We start from the raw sequence: 21110 nt of genomic DNA on the forward strand, positions 1-21110 counted from the left end.
TCCGATCCAAATGCGCGCCAGATATTGACGCGCCAACGGGCCGGAAAAAACACCCATGAACCTGACTCACCCCTTCCTTGACGCCGACGGGGACAAGCTGCGCGAAGAGTGCGGCATCTTCGGCGTAATCGGCGCTCGTGAGGCGGCGAATATCGCCGCCGCCGGGCTTCACTCCCTGCAGCATCGCGGCCAGGAAGCGGTGGGCATCACCAGCTTCAGCGGATCGGAGTTCCACTCCTACCGCGGCCTCGGCCACGTGGCGCAAGTGTTCTCTCAGCGAGAGCTGGACACCCTGCCCGGCACCATGGCATCCGGCCATGTGCGCTATGCCACCACGGGCGGTTCGGGCCTGCGCAACGTGCAGCCGCTGTTCGCCGATCTTGCCGACGGCGGCTTCTCGATCGCCCACAACGGCAACATTTCCAACGCGATGACGCTGAAGCGCGATCTGGTTTCGAAGGGTTCGATCTTCCAGTCGACCTCCGATACCGAGGTGATCATCCACCTCGTCGCCACCAGCCGCTATCCCACCCTGCTCGACCGTTTCGTCGATGCGCTGCGCATGGTGGAAGGCGCGTACTCGCTGATCTGCATGACCGCAGAGGGCATGATCGCCTGCCGCGATCCGCTGGGCATCCGGCCGCTGGTGATGGGCCGCATCGGCGATGCCACCGTGTTCGCCTCCGAAACCGTGGCGTTCGACGTGATCGGCGCCGAATTCGTCCGCTCGATCGAGCCGGGCGAGATGGTTCAGGTGGACCACAAGGGCACGATCTCCAGCCATCGCCCCTTCGGCAACCCGGCACCGCGCCCCTGCATCTTCGAGCACGTCTACTTCAGCCGACCCGATTCGGTGATGGACGGTCGCTCGGTCTATCAGGTGCGCAAGCAGATCGGCATGGAACTGGCCAAGGAAGCGCCCGCCGCTGCCGACGTCGTCATCCCGGTTCCCGACAGCGGCGTGCCTGCCGCCATCGGTTATGCCCAGCAGTCCGGCATTCCCTTCGAACTGGGCATCATCCGTTCGCACTACGTCGGCCGCACCTTCATCCAGCCGGGTGACGCGGCCCGCCATGCGGACGTCAAGCGCAAGCACAACGCCAACCGCGCCGTGGTGGAAGGCAAGAAGATCATCCTGATCGACGATTCGATCGTGCGCGGCACCACCTCGCTCAAGATCGTCGAGATGATGCGCGATGCCGGCGCTGCCGAAGTGCACATGCGCATCGCCAGCCCGCCGACCGAGCATTCGTGCTTCTACGGCGTCGACACGCCGGAGCGTTCGAAGCTGCTGGCCGCCAACATGGACATTCAGGCCATGGCGGACTTCATCAAGGCGGACAGCCTGGCCTTCGTCTCGATCGACGGCCTCTACCGCGCGGTGGGTGAAGAAAAGCGCATCAAGAAGTGCCCGCAGTTCTGCGACGCATGCTTCTCGGGCGAATATCCGACCAAGCTGACCGACTTCACCGATCGCTTCGCCACCGAGCTGACCGCAGCGTGAGCGACCAGAACGGGGGCAAGCCCTTTGCGGGGCAGGTGGCGCTCGTCACCGGTTCGAGCCGCGGCATCGGCGCGGCAACGGCCGTGGCGCTGGCGGAAGCCGGCGCGCATGTGCTGCTGACCGGGCGCGATACCAAGGCGCTGGAAGCGATCGAAGAACGGATCTATCAGTCGGGCGGCGCGGCCACGATCGCGCCGGTCGACCTGGTGGAGCCGGACGGCATCGCCCGTCTGGCCACGGCCGTCTCGCAGCGCTGGGGCAAGCTGGACATCCTGGTGGTCAACGCGGCGATCCTGCCTGAACTGACCAGCGTGGCCGATATCGACCAGCGCGCCTTCAACAAGGCGCTGACCACCAACGTGCTCGCCACGCAGGCGCTGATCGCCAACTTCGATCCGCTGCTGCGCAAGAGCGAGGACGCGCGCGTGATCGGCATGACCAGCACCGTCGCGGAAAAGCCGCGCGCGTTCTGGGGCGCCTATGCCGCCAGCAAGGCCGCCGGCGACGTGCTACTGGAATGCTATGCGGAAGAGACGCGCAACACGTCGAAAGTGCGCGTAGCCATCGTCAATCCCGGCGCCACCCGCACCGCGATGCGCGCCCGCGCCTATCCGGGCGAAGCGCCTGCCTCGGTCAAGCCGCCCGAAGTCGTGGCGGAGCGGATCGTGGCACTGCTGGGTGAACCGTACGAGACCCGCCACCGCGAGACTGTTAACCAACCTTCGTAACGCCCTGGTAACTGCACGCGGCGATCCTTCGTCCGGACGGCGCCATGATCCCCGCGCCGTCCAAAACGGGACAGGTATCGGGCCGATGATCAACACTGAACCGCCGCAGCGCTACGAACTGGCCGCGCAGGAAGACCGCAGCGCGCCGCGCGTGCGCATTTCGATTCCCGCCAGCTTTCGCGCATCGGGCGCCAAGGGTTTCCAGACGGCGGTGCGCGACCTTTCGCTCTCCGGCTTCTCCACCACCGCGATCAGCCGCATCCACCCCGGCACCTATTGCTGGCTGACCCTGCCCGGCATGGAAGCCCTGCCCTCGCGCGTGATCTGGTGGCAGGACGGCCTTGTCGGCTGCGCTTTCGAACAGCTTCTCAGCCCGATCATCCTCGAATCCATCCTCGCCCGCTGGAGCGGCGCTGGCGGCTGACGCGAAGGCACCTCCGGCCGTCCGCCCGCATGTCATTCGTCCGACCGAGTGGCACGTTCGCAGATTAAGCGTCGATCTTTCAGCCTTTTGAAGAAGATACGCCTCCCAACCAAGCCGGAGCAATCCGCGCCGAATGGGAGACAACAGTGGAGCAGCGTGAGGCCGAGGAACTGGCCCGAACCCTCGAAATGTGGGCTTCGCTAGGTCATGACGCCGCAGCCGGCACAACCATGCTCCAGGCCGCCGCCGCCCTTCGCGAACAGGCCGCCCTCATCGCCTCCCTGCGCGCCGAGATAGACGACGAAACGCGTACCACCTGCTGCTGAGCCGCGGCGGTGAGACCTCCCCCGGAAATTGACTGACCGGCATTCCAACGCTCCATCCGAAACCGGGCCGCAAGCATCCGTTTGCAGATTGCCCGTTCCCGATTGCAGACATTCGGTGGCAGTGGCACGTTCCGCGATAATGCTCATCGCCCTTGTCCTCGCTGCCCAATCTGCAACGGCAGTCGCCGCACCTCAGCCTAAAGATTGGCCTGCGGAGTTGAGGGCCATTGCCGATCAGTGCGATGTACCGCGTGCACAGCTCCAATGGATAGACGGCGCAGTTCGCTGGATGCCTCCAGCAGGCAGTCCGTATCAAAAAGTGAAATGTGTATTGGACAATATAAAGGTCCATGAGGTTCCGACCAAGCAAGGCTTCGTCAACGTCCACTAAGGCGGCATACCGCCAGACGATCCGGGCTGACCTCCCGCTACTTTTGCCGTGGTGGAAATCGCAAAAGCCCACCCCCAGCCCCTCCCGCTTGCGGGAGGGGAGGTTCACCGCCGCGATGGAACGACAGCGCGGTTTAACCCTCCCGCCAGCGGGAGGGACGCGAGACTTGCGGAGCGTAGCGGAGTTAGTCGCAGCGGGGTGGGCAAGCGCGATGCCGGCCCACTAGGCCTTCACCAGCGTCACTTGCGCGACGTCGATGCCGCCGCCCAGGAAACCGCCTTCGCAGTACATCAGGTAGAAGCGCCATAGGCGGATGAAGCGCTCGTCGAAGCCCGGGGGCAACCGCCCCTCCTCCACCGCGGCGTCGAAATTCTCGCGCCAGGCGTGCAGTGTGCGGGCGTAGTCCTGCCCGAAGCCCTTGCGGTCTTCCCAGGCAAGCCCGCGTTCCTCGGCCAGTGCGCGAAACTCTGGCTCGTTGATCAACATGCCGCCGGGGAACACGAAAGTCTGGATGAAATCGGCGCTGCGGGCGTAGGATTCGAAGATCCCATCGTCGATGGAGATGTACTGGATCGCGGCGCGGGCACCGGGCTTCAGGTTCTGCGCCACGCAATCGAGGAAGTCTGGCCAGTATTGCCGGCCGACGGCCTCCACCATCTCTACCGACGCGATCCCGTCGTAGAGTGCCGCGCCGTTCCCGGTGGCAACGTCGCGATAGTCCTGCTTGCGGAAATCCACCGTGCCGGTCTGCGGCTTCCAGCGCTGGCGCGCATAGGCCAGCTGTTCGTCCGACAGACTGATCGCATCGACCGAGACTTGCTCGCAATCGGCCAGGAATGCCGCCAGCGTGCCCCAGCCGCAGCCGATTTCCAGCACGCGCCCGCCGGGCTTGAGCTTCAGCCGCCGCGCGATGGACACGATCTTGTTCGATTGCGCCGCATCCAGCGGCGTGACGAACTGCGCCAGCGCATTGGGCCCGCTGCCGGGCTTGGTGTACATCGCGCTGGAATAGAGCATGGTATCGCCCAGCCAGGCTTCGTAGAAATCGTTGCCCAGGTCGTAGTGTGCGTGAATGTTGCGCAGCGATCCGGATCGGCTGTTGCGGCGCAGCCAGTGCATCAGCCGGGTTGCCATTCGCCAGGGCCCATGTGCCCGTGCGGCGCCGCCAAGACTGCCCGCATTGTCCATGAACAGCGCGAACAGCGGCACCGGATCGGGGCTATCCCATTCGCCCACTTCCCACGCCTGATACCAGCCGACCGATCCCGAAGTCGCCAGCCGCAGCAGCGCGCGCCAGCTTTTGAGATGCACCACCGCATCGAAACCGGCCTGTCGCCCGCCCAGCAGCCGCCTCTCGCCCGAAGGCAGCGTCGCCTCGATCGATCCACGCACCAATCCCCGGTCGATACGGTCGAGAATCCTGGCCACGCCGCCCGACCACAGCCGCGCGAACCATTGCGGACCGACGCCGATCGCCCGTCCGCCATCGACCAGTTCCTCGCCTCTCCCGGGTGCATGCGCGTTCATGATTCCGGATATGGACCCGATGCGGTTCGCGGGCAATTGCCTATACTGCCTAGTTGTTTGTCTTAGTCTTCTGCCACGCAGCCAGAGCCCGCTCGCGCCCGTCGCGATGCTCCACGATCCTGGGCGGATAACCCTTGGGTCGGACCATCGGCGAAGGGTCGTGAATCTCCTCGTCGGACAGATCGGCCAGTTCGGGCACCCATTCGCGGATATAGGCGGCAGCGTCGAACTTTTCCGACTGGCTGAGCGGCGCCATGATCCGCACGAACATCTGCGCGTCGACGCCGGAACCGGCGCTCCACTGCCAGTTGACGCTGTTGGAGCCATAGTCCGCATCCACCAGCGTATCCCAGAACCACTGCTCCCCCTCGCGCCAGTCGATCAGCAGATGCTTGATCAGGAAACTGGCGGCGATCATCCGTACACGGTTGTGCATCCAGCCGGTGTGCCAGAGCTGTCGCATCCCGGCATCGACGATGGGATAGCCGGTCTTGCCGCGCTGCCATGCCTTCAGGTCCGCGTCGGCGCCCTTGCCGCTGCGCCAGTGCAGATGCGCGAAGTCTTCCTTGGCGGAATGGCTGCCATAATCGGGCAGCATCAGGATCACGTTCTGCGCATAGTCGCGCCAGCCCAGCTCGCCCAGGAAAGTGCCGACCGGGCCGCCGGCATCGGCCACCGCGTGCCAGACCTGTGCGGGCGAAATCTCCCCGAAATGGAGGTGGGGGGAAAGGAACGATGTGCCGTCGACCGAAGGCAGGTTGCGCTGCTCCTCATACCGCGCAGCTTCGTCGACGAAGGCGTGCAGGCGCTTCTTCGCCCCCTCTTCGCCCGGCTGCCACGTATCGCGCATCCCGCCGGCCCAGTCGGGCTGGGTCGGCAGAAGGTTCCAGCCCTCCAGCCGGTCCGACTTCGGCCAGTGATCCGGCGCGTCGATCTGCTGCGGCCGGCGCAAGGGATCGTGCGGCGGCATCCGCTCGTTCAGCGCGCGCCAGAACGGCGTGTAGATGCGATAGGGATTGCCCGATCCGTTCAGCACCGATCCCGCCGGCGCAAGGTAGTTGCCGTGGTGCAGATGCAGGTCCACCACTTTGCCCACTGCCCGTTCGGCATTGCGCCACCAGGGTTCGTAGTGATGCAGCGCGTGAACCTCCTGCGCGCCGGTTTCCCGGGCGAGATCGGCCAGCACATCCTCGCACTTGCCCCGGCGCAGGATCAGGCGGGATCCCTTCCCGCGCAGGCTCTCGTCCAGGGTGACAAGCGAATGGTGCAGCCACCAGCGGGAGGCCGCACCCATGCGGCGGTGCTTCGGGGTATCGTCGTCCAGTACGTAGACCGGGATAACCGGCCCTTTGCTTGCAGCCTCGACAATGGCAGGCTGGTCGGACAGGCGCAGGTCGCGCCGCAGCCAGACGATAACGGGAGTTTGCATGGTGCCGGAACGCTTCGTAGTCATCACGGTTTCCTAGCGCCATGAACCCTTTGCCCAAAGCCCCCATCCTGCCCCGCCACCGCATCGATCCGCGCAAGGCGGCGATTGCCGCCGCCGTCTGCTGGGCAGGCTTCGCCATGTTCGTATGGGCCGTTCCCACCGGCCGCACGCAGCACATCGATCAGCTGGGCCTGTTGTTCTGGCGCGCGGGGGACTTGCGGCCGCTGGGCCCGGTAAAGCTGCTGGAGTGGGTGCGCGATCTTACCGCGATGGGCGGATCGCTGCTGATCACGCTGTTCACGACCACGGCGGTGATCGCGCTGTACTGGCTGCGCTGCCGCAGGGAGGCAGTGCTGCTGGCGCTGACGGTGCTGACAGGCAGCGTGGTCAACACGCTGCTGAAGGCCCTGTTCGGCCGCCCTCGCCCCGAAATCGTGCCCCACCTGACCGAAGCGGGCGGCGCCAGCTTTCCCAGTGGGCACAGCTTCAATTCGGCATCGACCTATATCGCGCTGGCCCTTGCCTTCGCGGCGCTGAACGCGCGCGCGGGCGTGCGGCACACGCTGATCGCCGCCGCCGTGCTGCTCAGCCTGTGCATCGCGTGGAGCCGGGTCTGGCTGGGCGTCCATTGGCCCAGCGACGTGATGGCCGGCTGGCTGGGCGGCGCGGCCTGGGCCTTCACCGCCAGCGCCACGCTCTATCGCCCGGCGCTGGCGGTGGAACAGATCACCGAGCCGGACAACCCGGAGCGTCCGTAGGCACATCCACGCCCACATTGAAATTGCGCCGCACGGCAGGCCCGGTGAAGCGCGCATCGCCGAACGTCACGGTGGCGGTGCAGCCATGCCGTTCGATCCGCGCCATCGGCATTTGCGACCAGGCCAGGAATTTCTCCGCCGCGGGCGTGGCCCCGGCGGCTTTCTTCACCAGCGGATCGGCCATGTTGTCGGCAATCGGCGCGGTGCCATCAACCAGCATGGTCAGATTGCGAAAGGGATCATAGCGACCGAAAGCGATCCGGCCCTGCTGCTGCCAGATGACGTCACGACGCCAGAACGCCAGCGGCTCTGGCGAGGCGAAGATGCGATCGGGCGCGGCGTGCGGCTCTCCCACCGAAGGTGCGCGCCATGCGAGCATGGAAAGGCCGATGTTCAGCACGATGAAGACGGCCACGCCTGCCAATGCCGCCAGCGCGGGACGGCCTACCCCGGCACGCCCTTGCTTCGCGCGGCGACGGCTCAGCCAGATTCCCACCCCCAGCATCACCAGCAGCCAAGGCGACAGGATGAACAGGCCATCGGTATGGAACCAGTCCCCGCTCATCGGTGAAAGCAACTGGATGGCGTAGACGTTCTGCAAGTCGAGCAGCGGATGCGTGACCGCGCCCAGATAGCAGAGCGCCACCAACCAGCCGAAGTGCATCGGCAATCCGCTGCGAAACACCGCACCTCGACGCGCTTGCCAGCGGTCGAACAGCCACAGCAGCCCTGCCAGCAACGGCGGCATCAGCAGCACGCCGCCGACAAGGCCATGCGTAAACCCGCGATGCATCGCCAGCGGCGCCCATGGTGACCAGCCGAAGAACACATCGATATCGGGCATGTTGGCTGCCAGCACCAAGGCCGCCAGCCCCTTGCGCGTACGACGCTTCAGCCCGGTTTCGCCAAGCGCCCAACCGACCAGACTGTGGGTGAGATTATCCATGAAGGACAGTGTCTTGCATCGATGGCAGGATAGCGGAAGCGATTATCGGCCTGGAGAGTGAACTCCATCCCATGCCCTATGCTCAATGATACCCGATTGCTTGGGCAACAAGCACGACCCAGCACCCCAAACCCTCGTCATCCCCGCGAAGGCGGGCCCCGCTGCCTTTTGCCCCGCCCGCAATGAAAAGCGGGATTCCCGCCTTCGCGGGGATGACGGGCTTGGTGGCGTTGGGCTTGGATCGGCCACGTTTGGATAGGGGGCTGGACGAAGCGCCCCAGATCAGGCTGCCGGCTTGTCCTCCACCACCCAGGTCTGCCCCTTGCCCAGCAGCTTGCCGAGATCCGCCGTCTTGCCCGCGATCAGCTTGGCGCGCTCTTCGATCACGGCGCTTTCGAAGGTCGGCGCGGGATCGTCGTAGATCACGCCCAGCGCCATCGGGAACGGGCCGAACGGCATTTCCACCAGCATATGCGCAAGGCCCCGGTTGCGTACGTTATGAACCGCCACGCCTGCCGCCTGCCAGTCGCCATCCACAACATCGACCACCTTCAGCGACAGCGTGTCCAGATCGAGCACCAACCCCTTGGTATCCTTGGCGAACAGCAACGGCGCGCCGTCGCGAAGCATGATCTGGTTGTCCGCCGCCACCGCCTTCGCCGTGAAGTCGTCGAAGCGGTCCTTGTTGTAGACGATGCAGTTCTGGAAGATCTCGATGAACGCCGCGCCGCGATGTTCGTAAGCGGCCTTCAGCACGTCCGGCAGGTCTTTCGACACATCGTAGCCGCGCGCCACGAAGCGGGCACCCGCGCCCAGCGCGAAGGCACAGGGCAGCGCGGGACGGTCCACCGATCCGACCGGCGACGTGGGCGAAGGCGTGCCGACCCGGCTCGTGGGCGAGTACTGGCCCTTGGTCAGGCCATAGATCTCGTTGTTGAACAGCAGGATCTGGCAATCGAGGTTACGGCGCAGCACGTGCATCGTATGGTTGCCGCCGATCGACATGCCATCGCCGTCGCCGGTTACCAGCCAGACATCCAGATCGGGATTGGCCAGCTTGATGCCGGTGGCAAAGGCCGGCGCGCGGCCGTGGATCGTGTGGAAGCCATAGCTTTCGACGTAGTAGGGAAAGCGGCTGGAGCAGCCGATGCCCGATACGAACACGGTGTTCTTGGGATCGGCGCCGACCATCGGCAGGGTGCGCTGCACCGCCTTCAGGATCGCGTAGTCTCCGCAGCCGGGGCACCAGCGGACTTCCTGATCGGTCTCCCAGTCCTTCAATGTCGTCTGGATCGGGGTCATGTCGTTCATGAACTGCTTCTCCCGTTAAACCTTCATACTGGTTCCGTTCAGGGTTTTTCCACTTCCGGAGCGGGCAGCTGGGTCTCGTTCACCGAAACCTCGCCCCCCTCATTGTCGGCAATGCCGTCGAAGAATGTGCCGATCGCCGCTTCCAGTTCGGCGATGGCGAAAGGCTGGCCGCTGGTCTTGGCCAAGGGCACCGCGTCGATCAGGAACTGGTCGCGCAGCACGGTCTTGAACTGGCCGGTGTTCATTTCCGGCACCAGCACGTTGTCGAAGCCTGCCAGAAGTTCACCCAGGTTGGCCGGCAGCGGCCAGACGTGGCGGACGTGGACGTGGCTGACGTCCAGCCCCTTCTTGCGCGCACGCCGCACCGCCTGATGGATCGGCCCGAAAGTCGAACCCCAGCCGACCACGACCAGTTTTCCGCTCACGTTGCCAAGGCAGACGTCCTGCGGCGGGATGGTCTTTGCCACTCCGTCGATCTTGGCCTTGCGAGCGTCGGTCTGCTGCTGGTGAACATCGGGTGCATAGTCGATGTTGCCGGTATCCAGCGCTTTCTCGATCCCGCCGATGCGGTGCATCAGGCCCGGCGTCCCCGGCCTGATCCACGGGCGCACGCCGCGCTCATCGCGCTTGTAGGGCAGCACCTTGCCTTCGGGATCGTTGCTTTCCTGCAGGAACTGCGCGGGAAACGGCGCGAATGTCGCCGGGTCTGGCACTTTCCACGGCTCCGACGCATTGCCGATATAGCCGTCCGTCAGCAGGATCACCGGCGTCATGTACTGCGTGGCGATCCGGCACGCTTCGATCGCGCATTCGAAGGCATCGGCGGGGGACCGCGCCGCCACCACCGGCAGCGGCGCATCGCCATTGCGGCCATAGACGGCCTGATAGAGATCCGACTGCTCGGTCTTGGTGGGTAGCCCAGTGGATGGACCGCCGCGCTGCGAATTGACGATGACCAGCGGCAGCTCGGTCATGATCGCCAGCCCCATCGCCTCTCCCTTCAGGGCAAGGCCGGGGCCGGAGGAGGAGGTGACGCCCAACTGCCCGGCATAGCTGGCGCCGATGGCGGCACAGATCGCGGCAATCTCATCCTCCGCCTGGAAAGTGGTGACGCCGAACTCCTTCATCTTCACCAGATTGTGCAGCACGGCGGAGGCCGGCGTGATCGGATAGCCGCCGAAAAACATCGACAGCCCGGCCAGTTGCGCCCCCGCCACCAGCCCCAACGAAATCGCCTCCGCCCCGGTGATCGTGCGGTAGAGGCCGGGCTCTGTCGGCACCGGATCGATGTGCAGCTTGCGCAGCGGACCGGCCAGTTCCGCCGTCTCGCCATAGGCGTGCCCGGCATTCAGCGCGGCCACGTTGGCGTCTGCCAGCACCGGGTTCTTGGCGAACTTGGCGTTCAGCCAGTCCACCAGCGGCTGCCGGTCCCGATCGAACATCCAGAGCGCCAGCCCCAGCGTCCACATGTTCTTGCAGCGCAGCGATTCCTTGTTGCCAAGGCCGAAGGGCTTCACCGCCTCCAGCGTCAGCGCGGAGATGTCGAAGGCGAGCACGTCCCACTTGGCAAGGCTGCCATCCTCCACCGGATCGGTTTCGTACTTCGCCTTTTCAAGGTTGCGCTTGTTGAACTCCCCCGTGTCGATGATGACGAGGCCGCCGGGCTTCAGCGCGTGGATATTGGTCTTCAACGCGGCCGGGTTCATCGCCACCAGCACGTCGGGCGCGTCGCCCGCCGTGGTGATCTCGCTGGAGCCGAAGTTGATCTGGAAGGCGGAAACGCCGAACAGCGTGCCCTGCGGGGCGCGGATTTCGGCAGGAAAATCGGGAAACGTGGCAAGGTCGTTTCCCGCCAGCGCGGTGGACAGGGTGAACTGCCCGCCCGTCAGCTGCATGCCGTCGCCCGAATCGCCAGCGAAGCGGACGACGACGGCCTCCACCAGATCACTTGGCGGGTCGTTTGGCGGACCATTCTGCGGAGATGCGCCCTGATCCGACGCCTTCTGATTCGACGGGCCTTGATCCGACAACACTGTCGCCATCATCGTCCTCCTCCGGGAGTACCGTTCTGATGCCGGCCGAATTGTCTCCCGCGTCCCAGACTATGCCTGCTTACTACCGGTGCAAAACAGAAAAACTCTCAAGTGGGAAATCCCGAGCTTGCCCGTTTCGTTCCCGGAAGGGTTACCGGGGATGGAAGGATAAATCGCGCTGGCTTTGCGCGTGGGCTTGGGCCATTGTGCCGGTCATGCGCTTCGAACCAGCGATCCACAGGCAGATCCCGGCGACAGGCCACTCCCTCACAATCTGGATTTCTTTCCGACGATGAATGATTTCGCGTCCCTTCCCTACCGTCCCTGCGTCGGTGTCATGCTGGTCAATTCCGACGGCAAGGTTTTCGTTGGCAAGCGAATCGACACCAAGGAAGGCGACTGGTGGCAAATGCCCCAGGGCGGCGTCGACGATGGCGAAGACCTGAAGGACGCCGCACTGCGCGAGCTTTGGGAAGAAACCGGCGTGACCGAGCGGGACGTCACCGTCCTGTCCCGCACGCGCGAGGAACTGCTGTACGACCTGCCGGACGAGCTGATCGGCAAGCTGTGGAAGGGCAAGTATCGCGGCCAGCGCCAGACCTGGTTCCTGCTGCGCTTCGAAGGCAGCGACGACAACGTCAACCTGGAAGCCCACAAGCCGGCCGAATTCAACGACTGGAAGTGGGTGGAGGCCGAACTGCTGCCCGACCTGATCATCCCGTTCAAGAAGCGCGTCTACCGCGCCGTGCTGGAAGAGTTCCGCGCGCTGATCTGATGCGCGCCATTTGACGGGGGCGGCCTGATCGACAGGCGCTCCCGCACAAACCCTCAGTTTTCCGAAACCACCGGCTTGGGCGCCACCGCGTCGGCGCTGACCATGCGCGGCGCGCCGACCTTGGAGATTTCCGCCGCAAGCTGCTGCGTTTCGGCGCAATCCTTGCCGCAGAGCGTCTGCAGGCGGGCCAGGTTGCGGCCGGCCTTGTCGGTCGCGCCCTTTTCGGCCAGCGCTATGCCTTCGCCGGCGATCGCTTCCAGGTTGCGCGGATCGGAAACCAGCGCCACGCGGTAATAGTGCAGCGCCTTGCCCTGAAGACCCTGGCGGCGCGTGGCGTCTGCCAGCGCAAGAAGAACGGTCACATTGCCGGGCGATACCGTCAACGCCGCTTCATAGGCATCGATGGCGCCGTTGACATTGCCGGAAGCAATGGCGGCGCGGCCTTCGCCCAGCAGATTGGCGGCACGCGGGTCGATCGCGGCAGCGGACTGCGAGAAAATGGCGCTGGATGAAACGGCGACAACAAGAGAAAGGGCAATGGCAACAGGCGTGTAACGCATCAACAGGTCCTTGGCCGAGGGCTTCGTCCTCATCATGACGCCGACGCTATCACAGCCGATGGAAGCGCGCGACGAAAAAGCCGTCAGTCCCGTCGTGCCATGGCGAGAGGCGGAGCCCTTCCCCGCGCGGCGTGCCGGCGGGAAGCGTCGGCATTTCGGCGCGCCAGCCGGCATGGCGGCGCAGGAAGCCCGCCGCCTGATCGGCGCCCTCCTCATCCAGCAGCGAGCAGGTGACGAAGACCAGCCGCCCGCCCGGCCGCACCAGGCCCGCCGCCACGTCCAGCAGGCGCGACTGGATCGCCGCATAGCGGGCAAGCTGCGCCTCGGTCAGCCGCCAGCGCGCTTCCGGATTGCGGCGCCAGGTGCCGGTGCCAGAGCATGGCGCGTCGACCAGCACGGCGTCCGCCGCACCGGCGAAACGCTGCAGCGCCTCCGCCTCCTTGTTGGGATTGAGCAGCACGGTCTCGATGATCGTGGCGCCGGCGCGTTCGGCACGCGGCGCAAGGCGCGACAGACGCGTGCGGTCCGCGTCGGCAGCGATCAATGTGCCGGCGTTCTCCATCGCGGCGGCCAAGGCCAGGGTCTTGCCCCCTGCCCCGGCGCAAAGGTCGATCACCGTGTCGCCTGGCCGTGCAGCCACGACTTCGCAGGTCAGTTGCGATCCGGTGTCCTGCACCTCGATCGCGCCATGAACATAGGCGTCGGACTGTTCGATGCGCGTTTCGGGCGGATAGCGCCAGCCATGCGCAGCCACCGAACGCTCACCACCTTCGGGCAGGTCGAGCCGCCCGGCGCGCAAGGTGTTGACGCGGATATCCAGCGGCGCGCGGTCCAGCAGCGCCGTGGCATCGGTTTCGGAAACATCGCTGGCCACAAAGCGATCGACCAGCCAGCGCGGAGCAAGTCCCGCCTCGGCCACCGGCTCCCCGGCAACGATCGTAGCGGGCGAATGCCCGGCCCCGTCGAACAACGCGGCGATCTGCGGATCTTCGGCAGCGATGCGCAGCATGGCGGCGCGTCCCGTCTCCGGCACTTCGCCGCAGGCCCGGATCGCCCGATAGGTCAGTTCCCGAACCGCCCGCCGGTCCTTGCTGCCGGCAAAGCGACGGGTGCGGAACCAGTCCGCGATCAACCGGTCGGCAGGCGCACCGTTGGCGCGCGCCGCCGCGATCACCAGGTCCAGAACCTCGATCGCTGCCTGAACGCGCGCACCCGGCGTCATGCTCCTGCCCTTACGCGATCAGCGCGTGGGGTAGTTCGGCGCCTCACGCGTGATGGTCACGTCGTGGACGTGGCTCTCGCGCAGGCCGGCATTGGTGATGCGCACGAACTGGGCGTTCTTGCGCAGATCGTCGACCGTGGCCGAGCCGGTGTAGCCCATGGCCGCCTTGATGCCGCCGACGAGCTGGTGGATCACGTCCTTGGCCGGGCCCTTGTAGGCCACCTGGCCTTCGATGCCTTCCGGAACCAGCTTCATCTGGTCCTTGATGTCGCCCTGGAAGTAGCGGTCGGCCGAACCACGGCCCATCGCGCCCACCGAACCCATGCCGCGGTATGACTTGTAGGCACGGCCCTGGTACAGGAACGTCTCGCCCGGCGCTTCCTCGGTGCCGGCCAGCATCGAGCCGACCATGATGGTCGATGCACCGGCTGCCAGCGCCTTGGCAGCATCGCCCGAAGTGCGCAGACCGCCGTCGGCGATCACCGGAACGCCCGACTTGTCGGCCTCTTCGGCGGCGTCCATGATGGCGGTCAACTGCGGCACGCCGACACCGGCGACGATGCGCGTGGTGCAGATCGAGCCCGGCCCGATGCCCACCTTCACGCAGTCCGCACCCGCGTCGATCAGCGCGCGCGCCGCTTCGGCGGTGGCAATGTTGCCGGCGATCACCTGTGCGGAGTTCGACAGCTTCTTCACGCGCTCAACCGCCAGCGCCACGTCCTTGTTATGGCCGTGGGCGGTGTCGATCACGACGACGTCGCATTCGGCAGCCAGCAGTGCCTCGGTGCGGGCGAAGCCCTTGTCGCCCACCGTGGTGGCGGCGGCAACGCGCAGGCGGCCGGCGGCGTCCTTGGTGGCGTCCGGATAGGTGACGGCCTTTTCGATGTCCTTCACGGTGATCAGGCCCACGCAGCGGAAGTCGTTATCGACCACCAGCAGCTTTTCGATGCGGCGGGCGTGCAGCAGGCGGCGCGCCTCGTCCTGATCGACGCCCAGCTTTACCGTGGCAAGGTTCTCATGCGTCATCAGCTCGCGCACCGGCTGGGCCGGGTTGGCGGCGAAACGCACGTCGCGGTTGGTCAGAATGCCGACCAGCTTGCCCGAAGCTTCCACCACCGGAATGCCGCTGATGCGGTTGGCCAGCATGATCGCCTGCGCTTCGCCCAGCGTGGCGTCAGGGCTGATCGTGATCGGGTTGACCACCATGCCGCTCTCGAAACGCTTCACGGCGCGAACCGCCGCGCACTGTTCCTCGATCGTGAGGTTGCGGTGCAGAACGCCGATGCCGCCCAGCTGGGCCATGACGATCGCCATGTCGGCCTCGGTCACGGTGTCCATGGCCGAGGAGATGACCGGGATGTTCAGGGAAATGTCGCGCGTAAGGCGCGTGCGGGTATCGGCCTGGGTGGGGACGATATCGGACTTGGCGGGACGCAGCAGTACGTCGTCGAAAGTAAGTCCGAGGGGAATGTCCATGTGCGCCACCATTATCTTGTCGGGGGAGAATCGTGGCGGCCCATGTAATCAAAGGGGGGCGCCAGTGCTAGCCCCCATTTCGCCCGGCAGTCCTCATTTTTCCGTCGGCGGAACCGGGCTCGACGCCGGGGTCGGAACCGGGGCCGGGGTTCCCTTCGGCATGCTGCTGACGGCGCTGGCGGGAACCTTGCGAAGATCGGCGAACCACCGGCCAAGTGCCGAAAGAAGCTTAACATCATCCACCGCGCCGCCCAGTTCCAGCGGGTGTGCCATGTGCACCAGATCGTCGCTGGGTCGGTGATAGTCGCCATCGAAGAAGGCACGCATCCGCGTCATGTCGCCATAAGCGGTGGAGACGAGCACGGCCGGAATATCGTGTTGTGCCAAGGCCCAACCGTCCTGCCGGCGCACGTAATCGTTCGCCTCGTCGCTGTTGACGACCTTGAACCGTTCGGACTTCGCCACCTTCACGATGGTGGAATCGAGCCCGGTCATCCCGCGCCCAACGATGGCGAACGGCGTGCCGTGCGGGGCGATGGCGTTCGAATCGATGTTGAAGGCCGCCACGATCTGCCGCAGCGGCAGCGGCGGGTTCTCCGCAAAGGCATGGGCGCCAAGCAGGCCCAGTTCCTCGCCCGTGGTGGCCAGGAAATAGACGTCGCGATCCAGTTGCGGCCCGCGTGACAGGCGGCGCGCCACTTCGGTCAGCGAGGCGACGCCGCTGGCATTGTCGATCGCGCCGTTACAGATCACGTCCTCTGCCGGGGGAGCGCCGCATTCGCCGAAATGGTCCCAGTGCGCCAGAAACAGCACCGCGCCGGTATCGGGGCGGCGGCCGGGCAGCTTGCCGATCAGGTTGTGCGTGCGGATGGTGGTTTCGCGCGTGGTCGCCTCCATCGAGGCGGTCAGGTCCAGCGGAACCGGCGTGAAATCGGGCTTCTCGGCCAGCTTCTCCAGCCCCGTCAGCGTCTGCCCGGTGCCCTTCAGCAAGGCGGTCATCGCCTCTCGCGTGATGAAGGCTTCCAGATCACCACCCAGCGAATCGTTGGACAGCGCATAGCCCGAACGCTTCCGCCGCGCCGCCACCTGATCAAGGCTGCGATCGCCATCCAGCACCGTCAGCACGGCGGAGGCGCCGGTTTCCAGCAGGTCGTTCTGGCGCTGGCTGTCGTGCGTGTCGCCGTCCAGCACCACGGCGATGCGGCCGGCCAGTTCGGTGCGCGAATAGTCACGCCCCCTGCCCTTGCCCACGAACAGCAACGGCACGCTGCGCACCAGGCTGCGCTTGCCGGAGGTGAGCACCAGTATGTCCTTGGGCGTCACCAGACGGCCGCCCTTGCGCTGGAACTGGGCCGAAGAGGCCGCCGGCTCACGCGCAACCAGGGTTACCGGCGCGAACCATTCGTGGCCGGGATCGTTGGTGCCGGACGTAAGCCCGATGTCGAACCATTGCTTGCCAAGATAGCGCAGCGTCTTCGCCTCGCCATCGGTGCCGGGTTCGCGGCCGTCGAAATCGTCGCTGGCCAGCACCCCGATCTGGGCGCGCAGGCGGGCAGCGATTTCCTGGTCGGCGCGGGATGTCGATGCCGAATGGGCAATGCCGGCACCCAGCAGGGCGGCAGCCAAAGCCCCACCCAAAGCCAATGCCCCGGCCGTACGGACCATGCTCGCCTTGAAACCCCTGTTCATCGTTCCGCACCCTATACGCGGGAATTGCACCGGCGATTAACGAATCTCAACCAGCCATCGGAACCCATGCGATTTTTCCGGCCAGCGTGCCACAGGAACCACAGCCCGCGTTTTCGATTGAACAGGACCGGGGCGGGCGATTAGGCTCCCGTGCGAGGGATCAGACACGAAGGGACAGCGGACGGATGCGGCTCGACAGGTTCAACCCCGATAACATCCGCGTAACCCAGGGCGGCAGTCGCTTTCCCGGCGGCGGTGGCGGCAAGGTCGGCTGCGGCACGCTGGTCATCGTGCTGATCGGCATGTTCGTGTTCGGCGTGGATCCACAGCAGATGCTGGGCACCATCGAGAACGTGCAGCAGGTGCCGCAGCAAGGCGCCCCCGCCCAGCCCGGAGAATCGCAGGATCCGGCCAAGATCTGCGGCCAGAACGAATATGCGCTGGAGGCCTGCAACGCGCTCAGTTCGCTGAACCAGACGTGGGAGCCGCTGTTCAAGCAGGCCAATATCGCGTTCGACCAGCCCGAACTGCACTTCTACAACGGCACCGATCGTTCCGGCTGCGGCGCGGCGCAGGCGGCGATGGGACCGTTCTATTGCCCCGCCGACCAGGGCATCTACATCGACACCAGCTTCTATGACGAACTGGACCGCAAGCTGGGCGCCAAGGGCGATTTCGCGCGCTATTACGTGGTCGCGCATGAATACGGGCACCATGTCCAGCACTTGCTGGGTCTCGATTCCAAGATCCGGCAGGCGCAGCAGCGCAATCCCGCTCAAGCCAATGCCCTGCAAGTACGGATGGAGCTTCAGGCGGACTGCTATGCGGGCGTCTGGGCAGGCAAGCACAAGGACCGGATCGAGCCGGGCGACATGGAGGAAGGCATGACCGCCGCCAGCGCCATCGGCGACGATACGCTGATGAAGAATGCCGGCCAGCGCGTCAGCCCCGAAAGCTTCACCCATGGCTCCAGCGCCCAGCGCATGAAATGGCTGAAGCGTGGTCTGGACACAGGGAACGAGGACGCATGCGATACGTTCTCGGACGTGTAAGCATCAGAAATTCGGGCGGGTGCGACCGTTCGGGCGTCGGGCTTGCGATGGACTTCGCATGATCCCGTAACGCACGCCGTCACGCTCGCGCACTTCTCCCGCACTCAGGAGACGATCATGCGCCACGTATGGACTGCCGCTGTCTTGACCGCCCTGCTGGCCGCGCCGCTGGCCACTGCGCCCGCTTCAGCCAGGCAGCGTCCGATCACCGATTCGGAACCCGATGCGGTGGACATTGCCAAGACCCCGGCAACCGACCTCAATCTGGACAAGACCAAAATCCCGCCCCTGCTGCAGGCGGCGACGCAAGCCCCCTATACGCTGACGGGCATCAAGACCTGCAGCCAGATTTCCGCCGCCGTGCTGGCACTGGACGATGTGCTGGGGCCCGATGCCGATCTGCCGGCCGATCCCGGCGGTTCGATCAGCGCCGGGCGCGTGGCCAAATGGGCGGTCGGGTCGCTGGTCCCGTTCCGCGGCCTGATTCGCGAGATATCCGGCGCGAACGCGCAGGACCGCGCCGTGCTCGCCGCCATTCGCGCGGGTATCGCCCGCCGCTCTTTCCTGAAGGGCGTGGGCCATGCCAAGGGCTGCAAGTATCCCGCCTCCCCGGCAACGCCCGCGATCATCCAGGCGCATCTGCAAAGCCAGGAAAAGGACCGCAAGCGGGACGGCAAGCAGGAAGCGGATGATGCGAAGCGGGACGGCGGCACCGCCTCCGTCCCCACCACGTCTACCCCGGTCGTCCAGAAAGTGCCTTGAACCGGTTTGCCGCGGCAGGGTTATGCCGCACCGGCAAACCAGTTCATGGCCATCAATCGTTCCAGGCGTTATCCGCTTCGCTACGGGCGTGGTCGGCTTCGGCACGCGCTTCGGCACGGGCGCGATCAACCTCGGCGCGGGCCCTTGCCATCTCTGCATTGAGTTCGGCGGTGATCTCGTTCCGCATCTCCGCCGACATCTGGCGATTGGCGGCCACTTCGGCACGGGCATCGGCAATCGCTTTTGCGGCCTGCATGGATGCCTCGATCGCCTCTCTCGGCATGCCCGTGCAGATCACCTGGGATGAGGCTCCCCGGCTCGAACGCGCCTCGCTATGGGCCCTGTCCGCCGGGCAGCGGCTGTCGATCGTCATTTCCCGATAGACCCGCGATCCGTCCGCATTGCGCGTAACGAAGCGGATGGTCTGCACCTTGCCATCGGCCGAGACGCGCTGCTTTACCTCGGGCACGCCCCGCATGGCTTGCGCCACGCTTGCCTGCACGGAACGGGCAATGGCGCGATTGAGCGAGACCGATGCAGGCGGCTCAGGCGGCTGCGGCGGGGCCGGCGGCACCGGGGCGACAGCGACCTGCGGGCCAGCCGGAGCCTCGGGCGCTTCGGGAACGGGCGGCGCCATCGGCGCCTCGGTCACATCCGTGCCTTCCCCGTTTGTACCCGCCGCATCGGGATCCACCGCGCGGATTGCGGGAGCCAGAGGCGCGGCGGGCACCGCAGGTGCGGTGGGAGCCACCGGCACCTTCGGCACTTCAGGGGCTTCTTCCATCGCCGCATAAGTGACGGTGGCGGTGAACGGCACCGAAACCACGGCCAGCGCGAACAGGCTGCGTGCGGCAACCCGGCGAGCGGGTGAGACTTCGGCGCGGCCCAGCGCCTTCAAGCGCTGGATGATCGGCTTGTCGCCCGCCAGCGTGCCGGCCATGGGCGCGGCCAGCGTCAGCCGGGTGCCTGCCGCGAAACTGGCGATCAGCCGGCCGTAGCGGGCCCGCATCGCTCGCCCGCAACCCGCCATGACGCGCGCGTCACAGGCGGCCTCCTGATCGGCGCGCAGCGCGCGCCATGCCGCCCAGCCCAGCGGGTTGAACCAGTGGAGCGCGAACAGCGGCTGCAGCGCCATGATCGCCAGCAGGTCGTTGCCCCAATGGTGCTCCAGCTCATGGGCGATCGCGAAATCGGACGATTCGGAATCCACGGTCGCCAGAAAGCCCTCGGGCAACGCCACGTACTTCTCGAACACGCCGAAGGCCAGCGGCGCGGCGGCCGCCGGGCTTTCGTAGATACGCACTTCGCCTGAGCGGGCGACCAGGCGCGCATCGGTCAGGATCTCGCGCCGCATCAAGTGATAGTTCCAGGTGCGCCAGGCGAGGAAGACCACCGCGCCGCCCAGCCAAACGGCCAGCAGCAGCGCCATCCACGGGACATGCGCGAAGAGCCCGGGATCGGTGAATGCCGGCACGTTATCCGCAATCGGCGCCGCGATCGCATCATGCGCGGCGAGCGGAACTTCGCCAACCGTCTCCACCGGAACCGATGCCGCCAGCGGCACCGCAGCCGCCGTGATCGGCTCCACGTCGAAGGAAAACTCGGGCACGACCCCGCGCGGCAGCGCCAGCGGAGGAAGGATCAGCCGGATCATCGGCAGCGCCCAAAGCGCATAGGCCGCCGCCGGGCCGAACATGCGGGCCACCGGGCGGCGAACGAAGAGGATCAGCGTCATCAGCACGCCCGTCATCACAAGCGTATCGGCAAGCCACTCGATCATGACCTCAACTCCTTCAGGAGGGCCTCGATTTCGGCAATGTCATCTTCGGTCAACGCATCGGCCTCGGCAAGATGCGCGAAAAGCGGGGCGGCGCGGCCACCGAACAGGCGGTCGACCAGACGACGGCTTTCGGTGCCGACATAAGCTTCGCGGGCGATGCGCGGGGTATAGAGGAAGCGCTTGCCGTCCGGCTCGGTAGCGACCGCCTGCTTGGCGACCAGCCGCGAGAGCAGCGTCTTTACCGTGGCGAGGGTCCAGCCGCGCGGCTCGCAGACCTTTTCGCAGACTTCGGCGGCGGTGAGCGGGCTACGCTCCCACAAGGCCTCCATCACCGCATGTTCGGCTTCCGAGATACGCTCCGGCGTGTCGGGCTCTTCGGCCACGGCTTCCTCCATCGTTTACACACGTAATCGACTA

General features: G+C 65.9%; 19 protein-coding genes. 7 read left to right on the forward strand and 12 right to left on the reverse strand.

What is annotated here, in order from left to right; all coding sequences use genetic code 11:
* The first annotated feature begins 55 nt into the window (after nucleotides 1-55).
* The 3 genes from purF to WBP06_RS10415 all read left to right on the forward strand — a co-directional run bounded on the left by purF (nucleotide 56) and on the right by WBP06_RS10415 (nucleotide 2656).
* On the forward strand, nucleotides 56-1504 hold the full coding sequence (gene purF, locus WBP06_RS10405; RefSeq protein WP_395327212.1) for an amidophosphoribosyltransferase: 1449 nt from the start codon (nucleotides 56-58) through the stop codon (nucleotides 1502-1504).
* Nucleotides 1501-2232 (forward strand): SDR family NAD(P)-dependent oxidoreductase, encoded by a 732-nt coding sequence (locus WBP06_RS10410; RefSeq protein ID WP_395327214.1) that lies wholly within the window; start codon nucleotides 1501-1503, stop codon nucleotides 2230-2232. The genes purF and WBP06_RS10410 overlap by 4 nt, the downstream gene beginning before the upstream one ends.
* Nucleotides 2233-2317: 85 nt before the next feature.
* Nucleotides 2318-2656 (forward strand): PilZ domain-containing protein, encoded by a 339-nt coding sequence (locus WBP06_RS10415; protein ID WP_395327216.1) that lies wholly within the window; start codon nucleotides 2318-2320, stop codon nucleotides 2654-2656.
* A gap of 200 nt (nucleotides 2657-2856) precedes the next feature.
* Here WBP06_RS10415 and WBP06_RS10420 read toward each other — a convergent pair whose 3' ends face one another.
* The 3 genes from WBP06_RS10420 to WBP06_RS10430 form a co-directional block, all read right to left on the reverse strand.
* Nucleotides 2857-3129, reverse strand: a complete 273-nt coding sequence (locus WBP06_RS10420; RefSeq protein ID WP_395327218.1) for a hypothetical protein — start codon at nucleotides 3127-3129, stop codon at nucleotides 2857-2859.
* A 466-nt stretch (nucleotides 3130-3595) separates the two neighbouring features.
* Nucleotides 3596-4900 carry a class I SAM-dependent methyltransferase gene (locus WBP06_RS10425; RefSeq protein ID WP_395327220.1) on the reverse strand — a complete coding sequence of 435 codons (1305 nt, stop codon included), beginning with the start codon at nucleotides 4898-4900 and terminating at the stop codon, nucleotides 3596-3598.
* Nucleotides 4901-4949: 49 nt separating this feature from the next.
* Nucleotides 4950-6329 carry a cryptochrome/photolyase family protein gene (locus tag WBP06_RS10430; protein WP_395334124.1) on the reverse strand — a complete coding sequence of 460 codons (1380 nt, stop codon included), beginning with the start codon at nucleotides 6327-6329 and terminating at the stop codon, nucleotides 4950-4952.
* Between the two features lie 41 nt (nucleotides 6330-6370).
* On the opposite strand from WBP06_RS10430, the gene WBP06_RS10435 reads away from it, so the two are divergent.
* Nucleotides 6371-7087 (forward strand): phosphatase PAP2 family protein, encoded by a 717-nt coding sequence (locus WBP06_RS10435; protein ID WP_395327221.1) that lies wholly within the window; start codon nucleotides 6371-6373, stop codon nucleotides 7085-7087.
* Here WBP06_RS10435 and WBP06_RS10440 read toward each other — a convergent pair.
* The 3 genes from WBP06_RS10440 to WBP06_RS10450 form a co-directional block, all read right to left on the reverse strand.
* Nucleotides 7056-8033: a metal-dependent hydrolase gene (locus tag WBP06_RS10440; protein ID WP_395327222.1), complete on the reverse strand. Its 978-nt coding sequence runs from the start codon at nucleotides 8031-8033 to the stop codon at nucleotides 7056-7058. The genes WBP06_RS10435 and WBP06_RS10440 overlap by 32 nt on opposite strands.
* A gap of 282 nt (nucleotides 8034-8315) precedes the next feature.
* Nucleotides 8316-9344: a 2-oxoacid:ferredoxin oxidoreductase subunit beta gene (locus tag WBP06_RS10445; RefSeq protein ID WP_395327223.1), complete on the reverse strand. Its 1029-nt coding sequence runs from the start codon at nucleotides 9342-9344 to the stop codon at nucleotides 8316-8318.
* A 38-nt stretch (nucleotides 9345-9382) separates the two neighbouring features.
* Nucleotides 9383-11386: a 2-oxoacid:acceptor oxidoreductase subunit alpha gene (locus WBP06_RS10450; RefSeq protein ID WP_395327224.1), complete on the reverse strand. Its 2004-nt coding sequence runs from the start codon at nucleotides 11384-11386 to the stop codon at nucleotides 9383-9385.
* Nucleotides 11387-11669: 283 nt separating this feature from the next.
* On the opposite strand from WBP06_RS10450, the gene WBP06_RS10455 reads away from it, so the two are divergent.
* Nucleotides 11670-12152: an RNA pyrophosphohydrolase gene (locus WBP06_RS10455; protein ID WP_395327225.1), complete on the forward strand. Its 483-nt coding sequence runs from the start codon at nucleotides 11670-11672 to the stop codon at nucleotides 12150-12152.
* Between the two features lie 53 nt (nucleotides 12153-12205).
* On the opposite strand, the gene WBP06_RS10460 is transcribed toward WBP06_RS10455, so the two are convergent.
* From WBP06_RS10460 to WBP06_RS10475, 4 genes are all read right to left on the reverse strand, one after another.
* Complete coding sequence (locus WBP06_RS10460) at nucleotides 12206-12748, reverse strand: tetratricopeptide repeat protein (RefSeq protein ID WP_395327227.1); 543 nt, start codon at nucleotides 12746-12748, stop codon at nucleotides 12206-12208.
* Between the two features lie 13 nt (nucleotides 12749-12761).
* Complete coding sequence (locus WBP06_RS10465; protein ID WP_395327229.1) at nucleotides 12762-13934, reverse strand: RsmB/NOP family class I SAM-dependent RNA methyltransferase; 1173 nt, start codon at nucleotides 13932-13934, stop codon at nucleotides 12762-12764.
* Nucleotides 13935-13952: 18 nt separating this feature from the next.
* Nucleotides 13953-15410 carry an IMP dehydrogenase gene (guaB, locus tag WBP06_RS10470; protein ID WP_395327231.1) on the reverse strand — a complete coding sequence of 486 codons (1458 nt, stop codon included), beginning with the start codon at nucleotides 15408-15410 and terminating at the stop codon, nucleotides 13953-13955.
* Nucleotides 15411-15503: 93 nt separating this feature from the next.
* Nucleotides 15504-17099: a M28 family peptidase gene (locus WBP06_RS10475; RefSeq protein WP_395327232.1), complete on the reverse strand. Its 1596-nt coding sequence runs from the start codon at nucleotides 17097-17099 to the stop codon at nucleotides 15504-15506.
* 185 nt (nucleotides 17100-17284) lie between these two features.
* On the opposite strand from WBP06_RS10475, the gene WBP06_RS10480 reads away from it, so the two are divergent.
* Nucleotides 17285-18151 carry a neutral zinc metallopeptidase gene (locus WBP06_RS10480; protein WP_395327234.1) on the forward strand — a complete coding sequence of 289 codons (867 nt, stop codon included), beginning with the start codon at nucleotides 17285-17287 and terminating at the stop codon, nucleotides 18149-18151.
* A gap of 117 nt (nucleotides 18152-18268) precedes the next feature.
* Nucleotides 18269-18913: a hypothetical protein gene (locus WBP06_RS10485; RefSeq protein ID WP_395327236.1), complete on the forward strand. Its 645-nt coding sequence runs from the start codon at nucleotides 18269-18271 to the stop codon at nucleotides 18911-18913.
* 52 nt (nucleotides 18914-18965) lie between these two features.
* On the opposite strand, the gene WBP06_RS10490 is transcribed toward WBP06_RS10485, so the two are convergent.
* Nucleotides 18966-20693, reverse strand: coding sequence for a M56 family metallopeptidase (locus WBP06_RS10490; protein ID WP_395327238.1), 1728 nt, complete (start codon nucleotides 20691-20693; stop codon nucleotides 18966-18968).
* Nucleotides 20690-21088, reverse strand: a complete 399-nt coding sequence (locus WBP06_RS10495; protein WP_395327240.1) for a BlaI/MecI/CopY family transcriptional regulator — start codon at nucleotides 21086-21088, stop codon at nucleotides 20690-20692. Before WBP06_RS10495 ends, WBP06_RS10490 begins: the two co-directional genes overlap by 4 nt.
* Nucleotides 21089-21110: the final 22 nt, after the last annotated feature.

The organism is Novosphingobium mississippiense, assembly GCF_044029535.1.
GTDB lineage: Bacteria > Pseudomonadota > Alphaproteobacteria > Sphingomonadales > Sphingomonadaceae > Novosphingobium.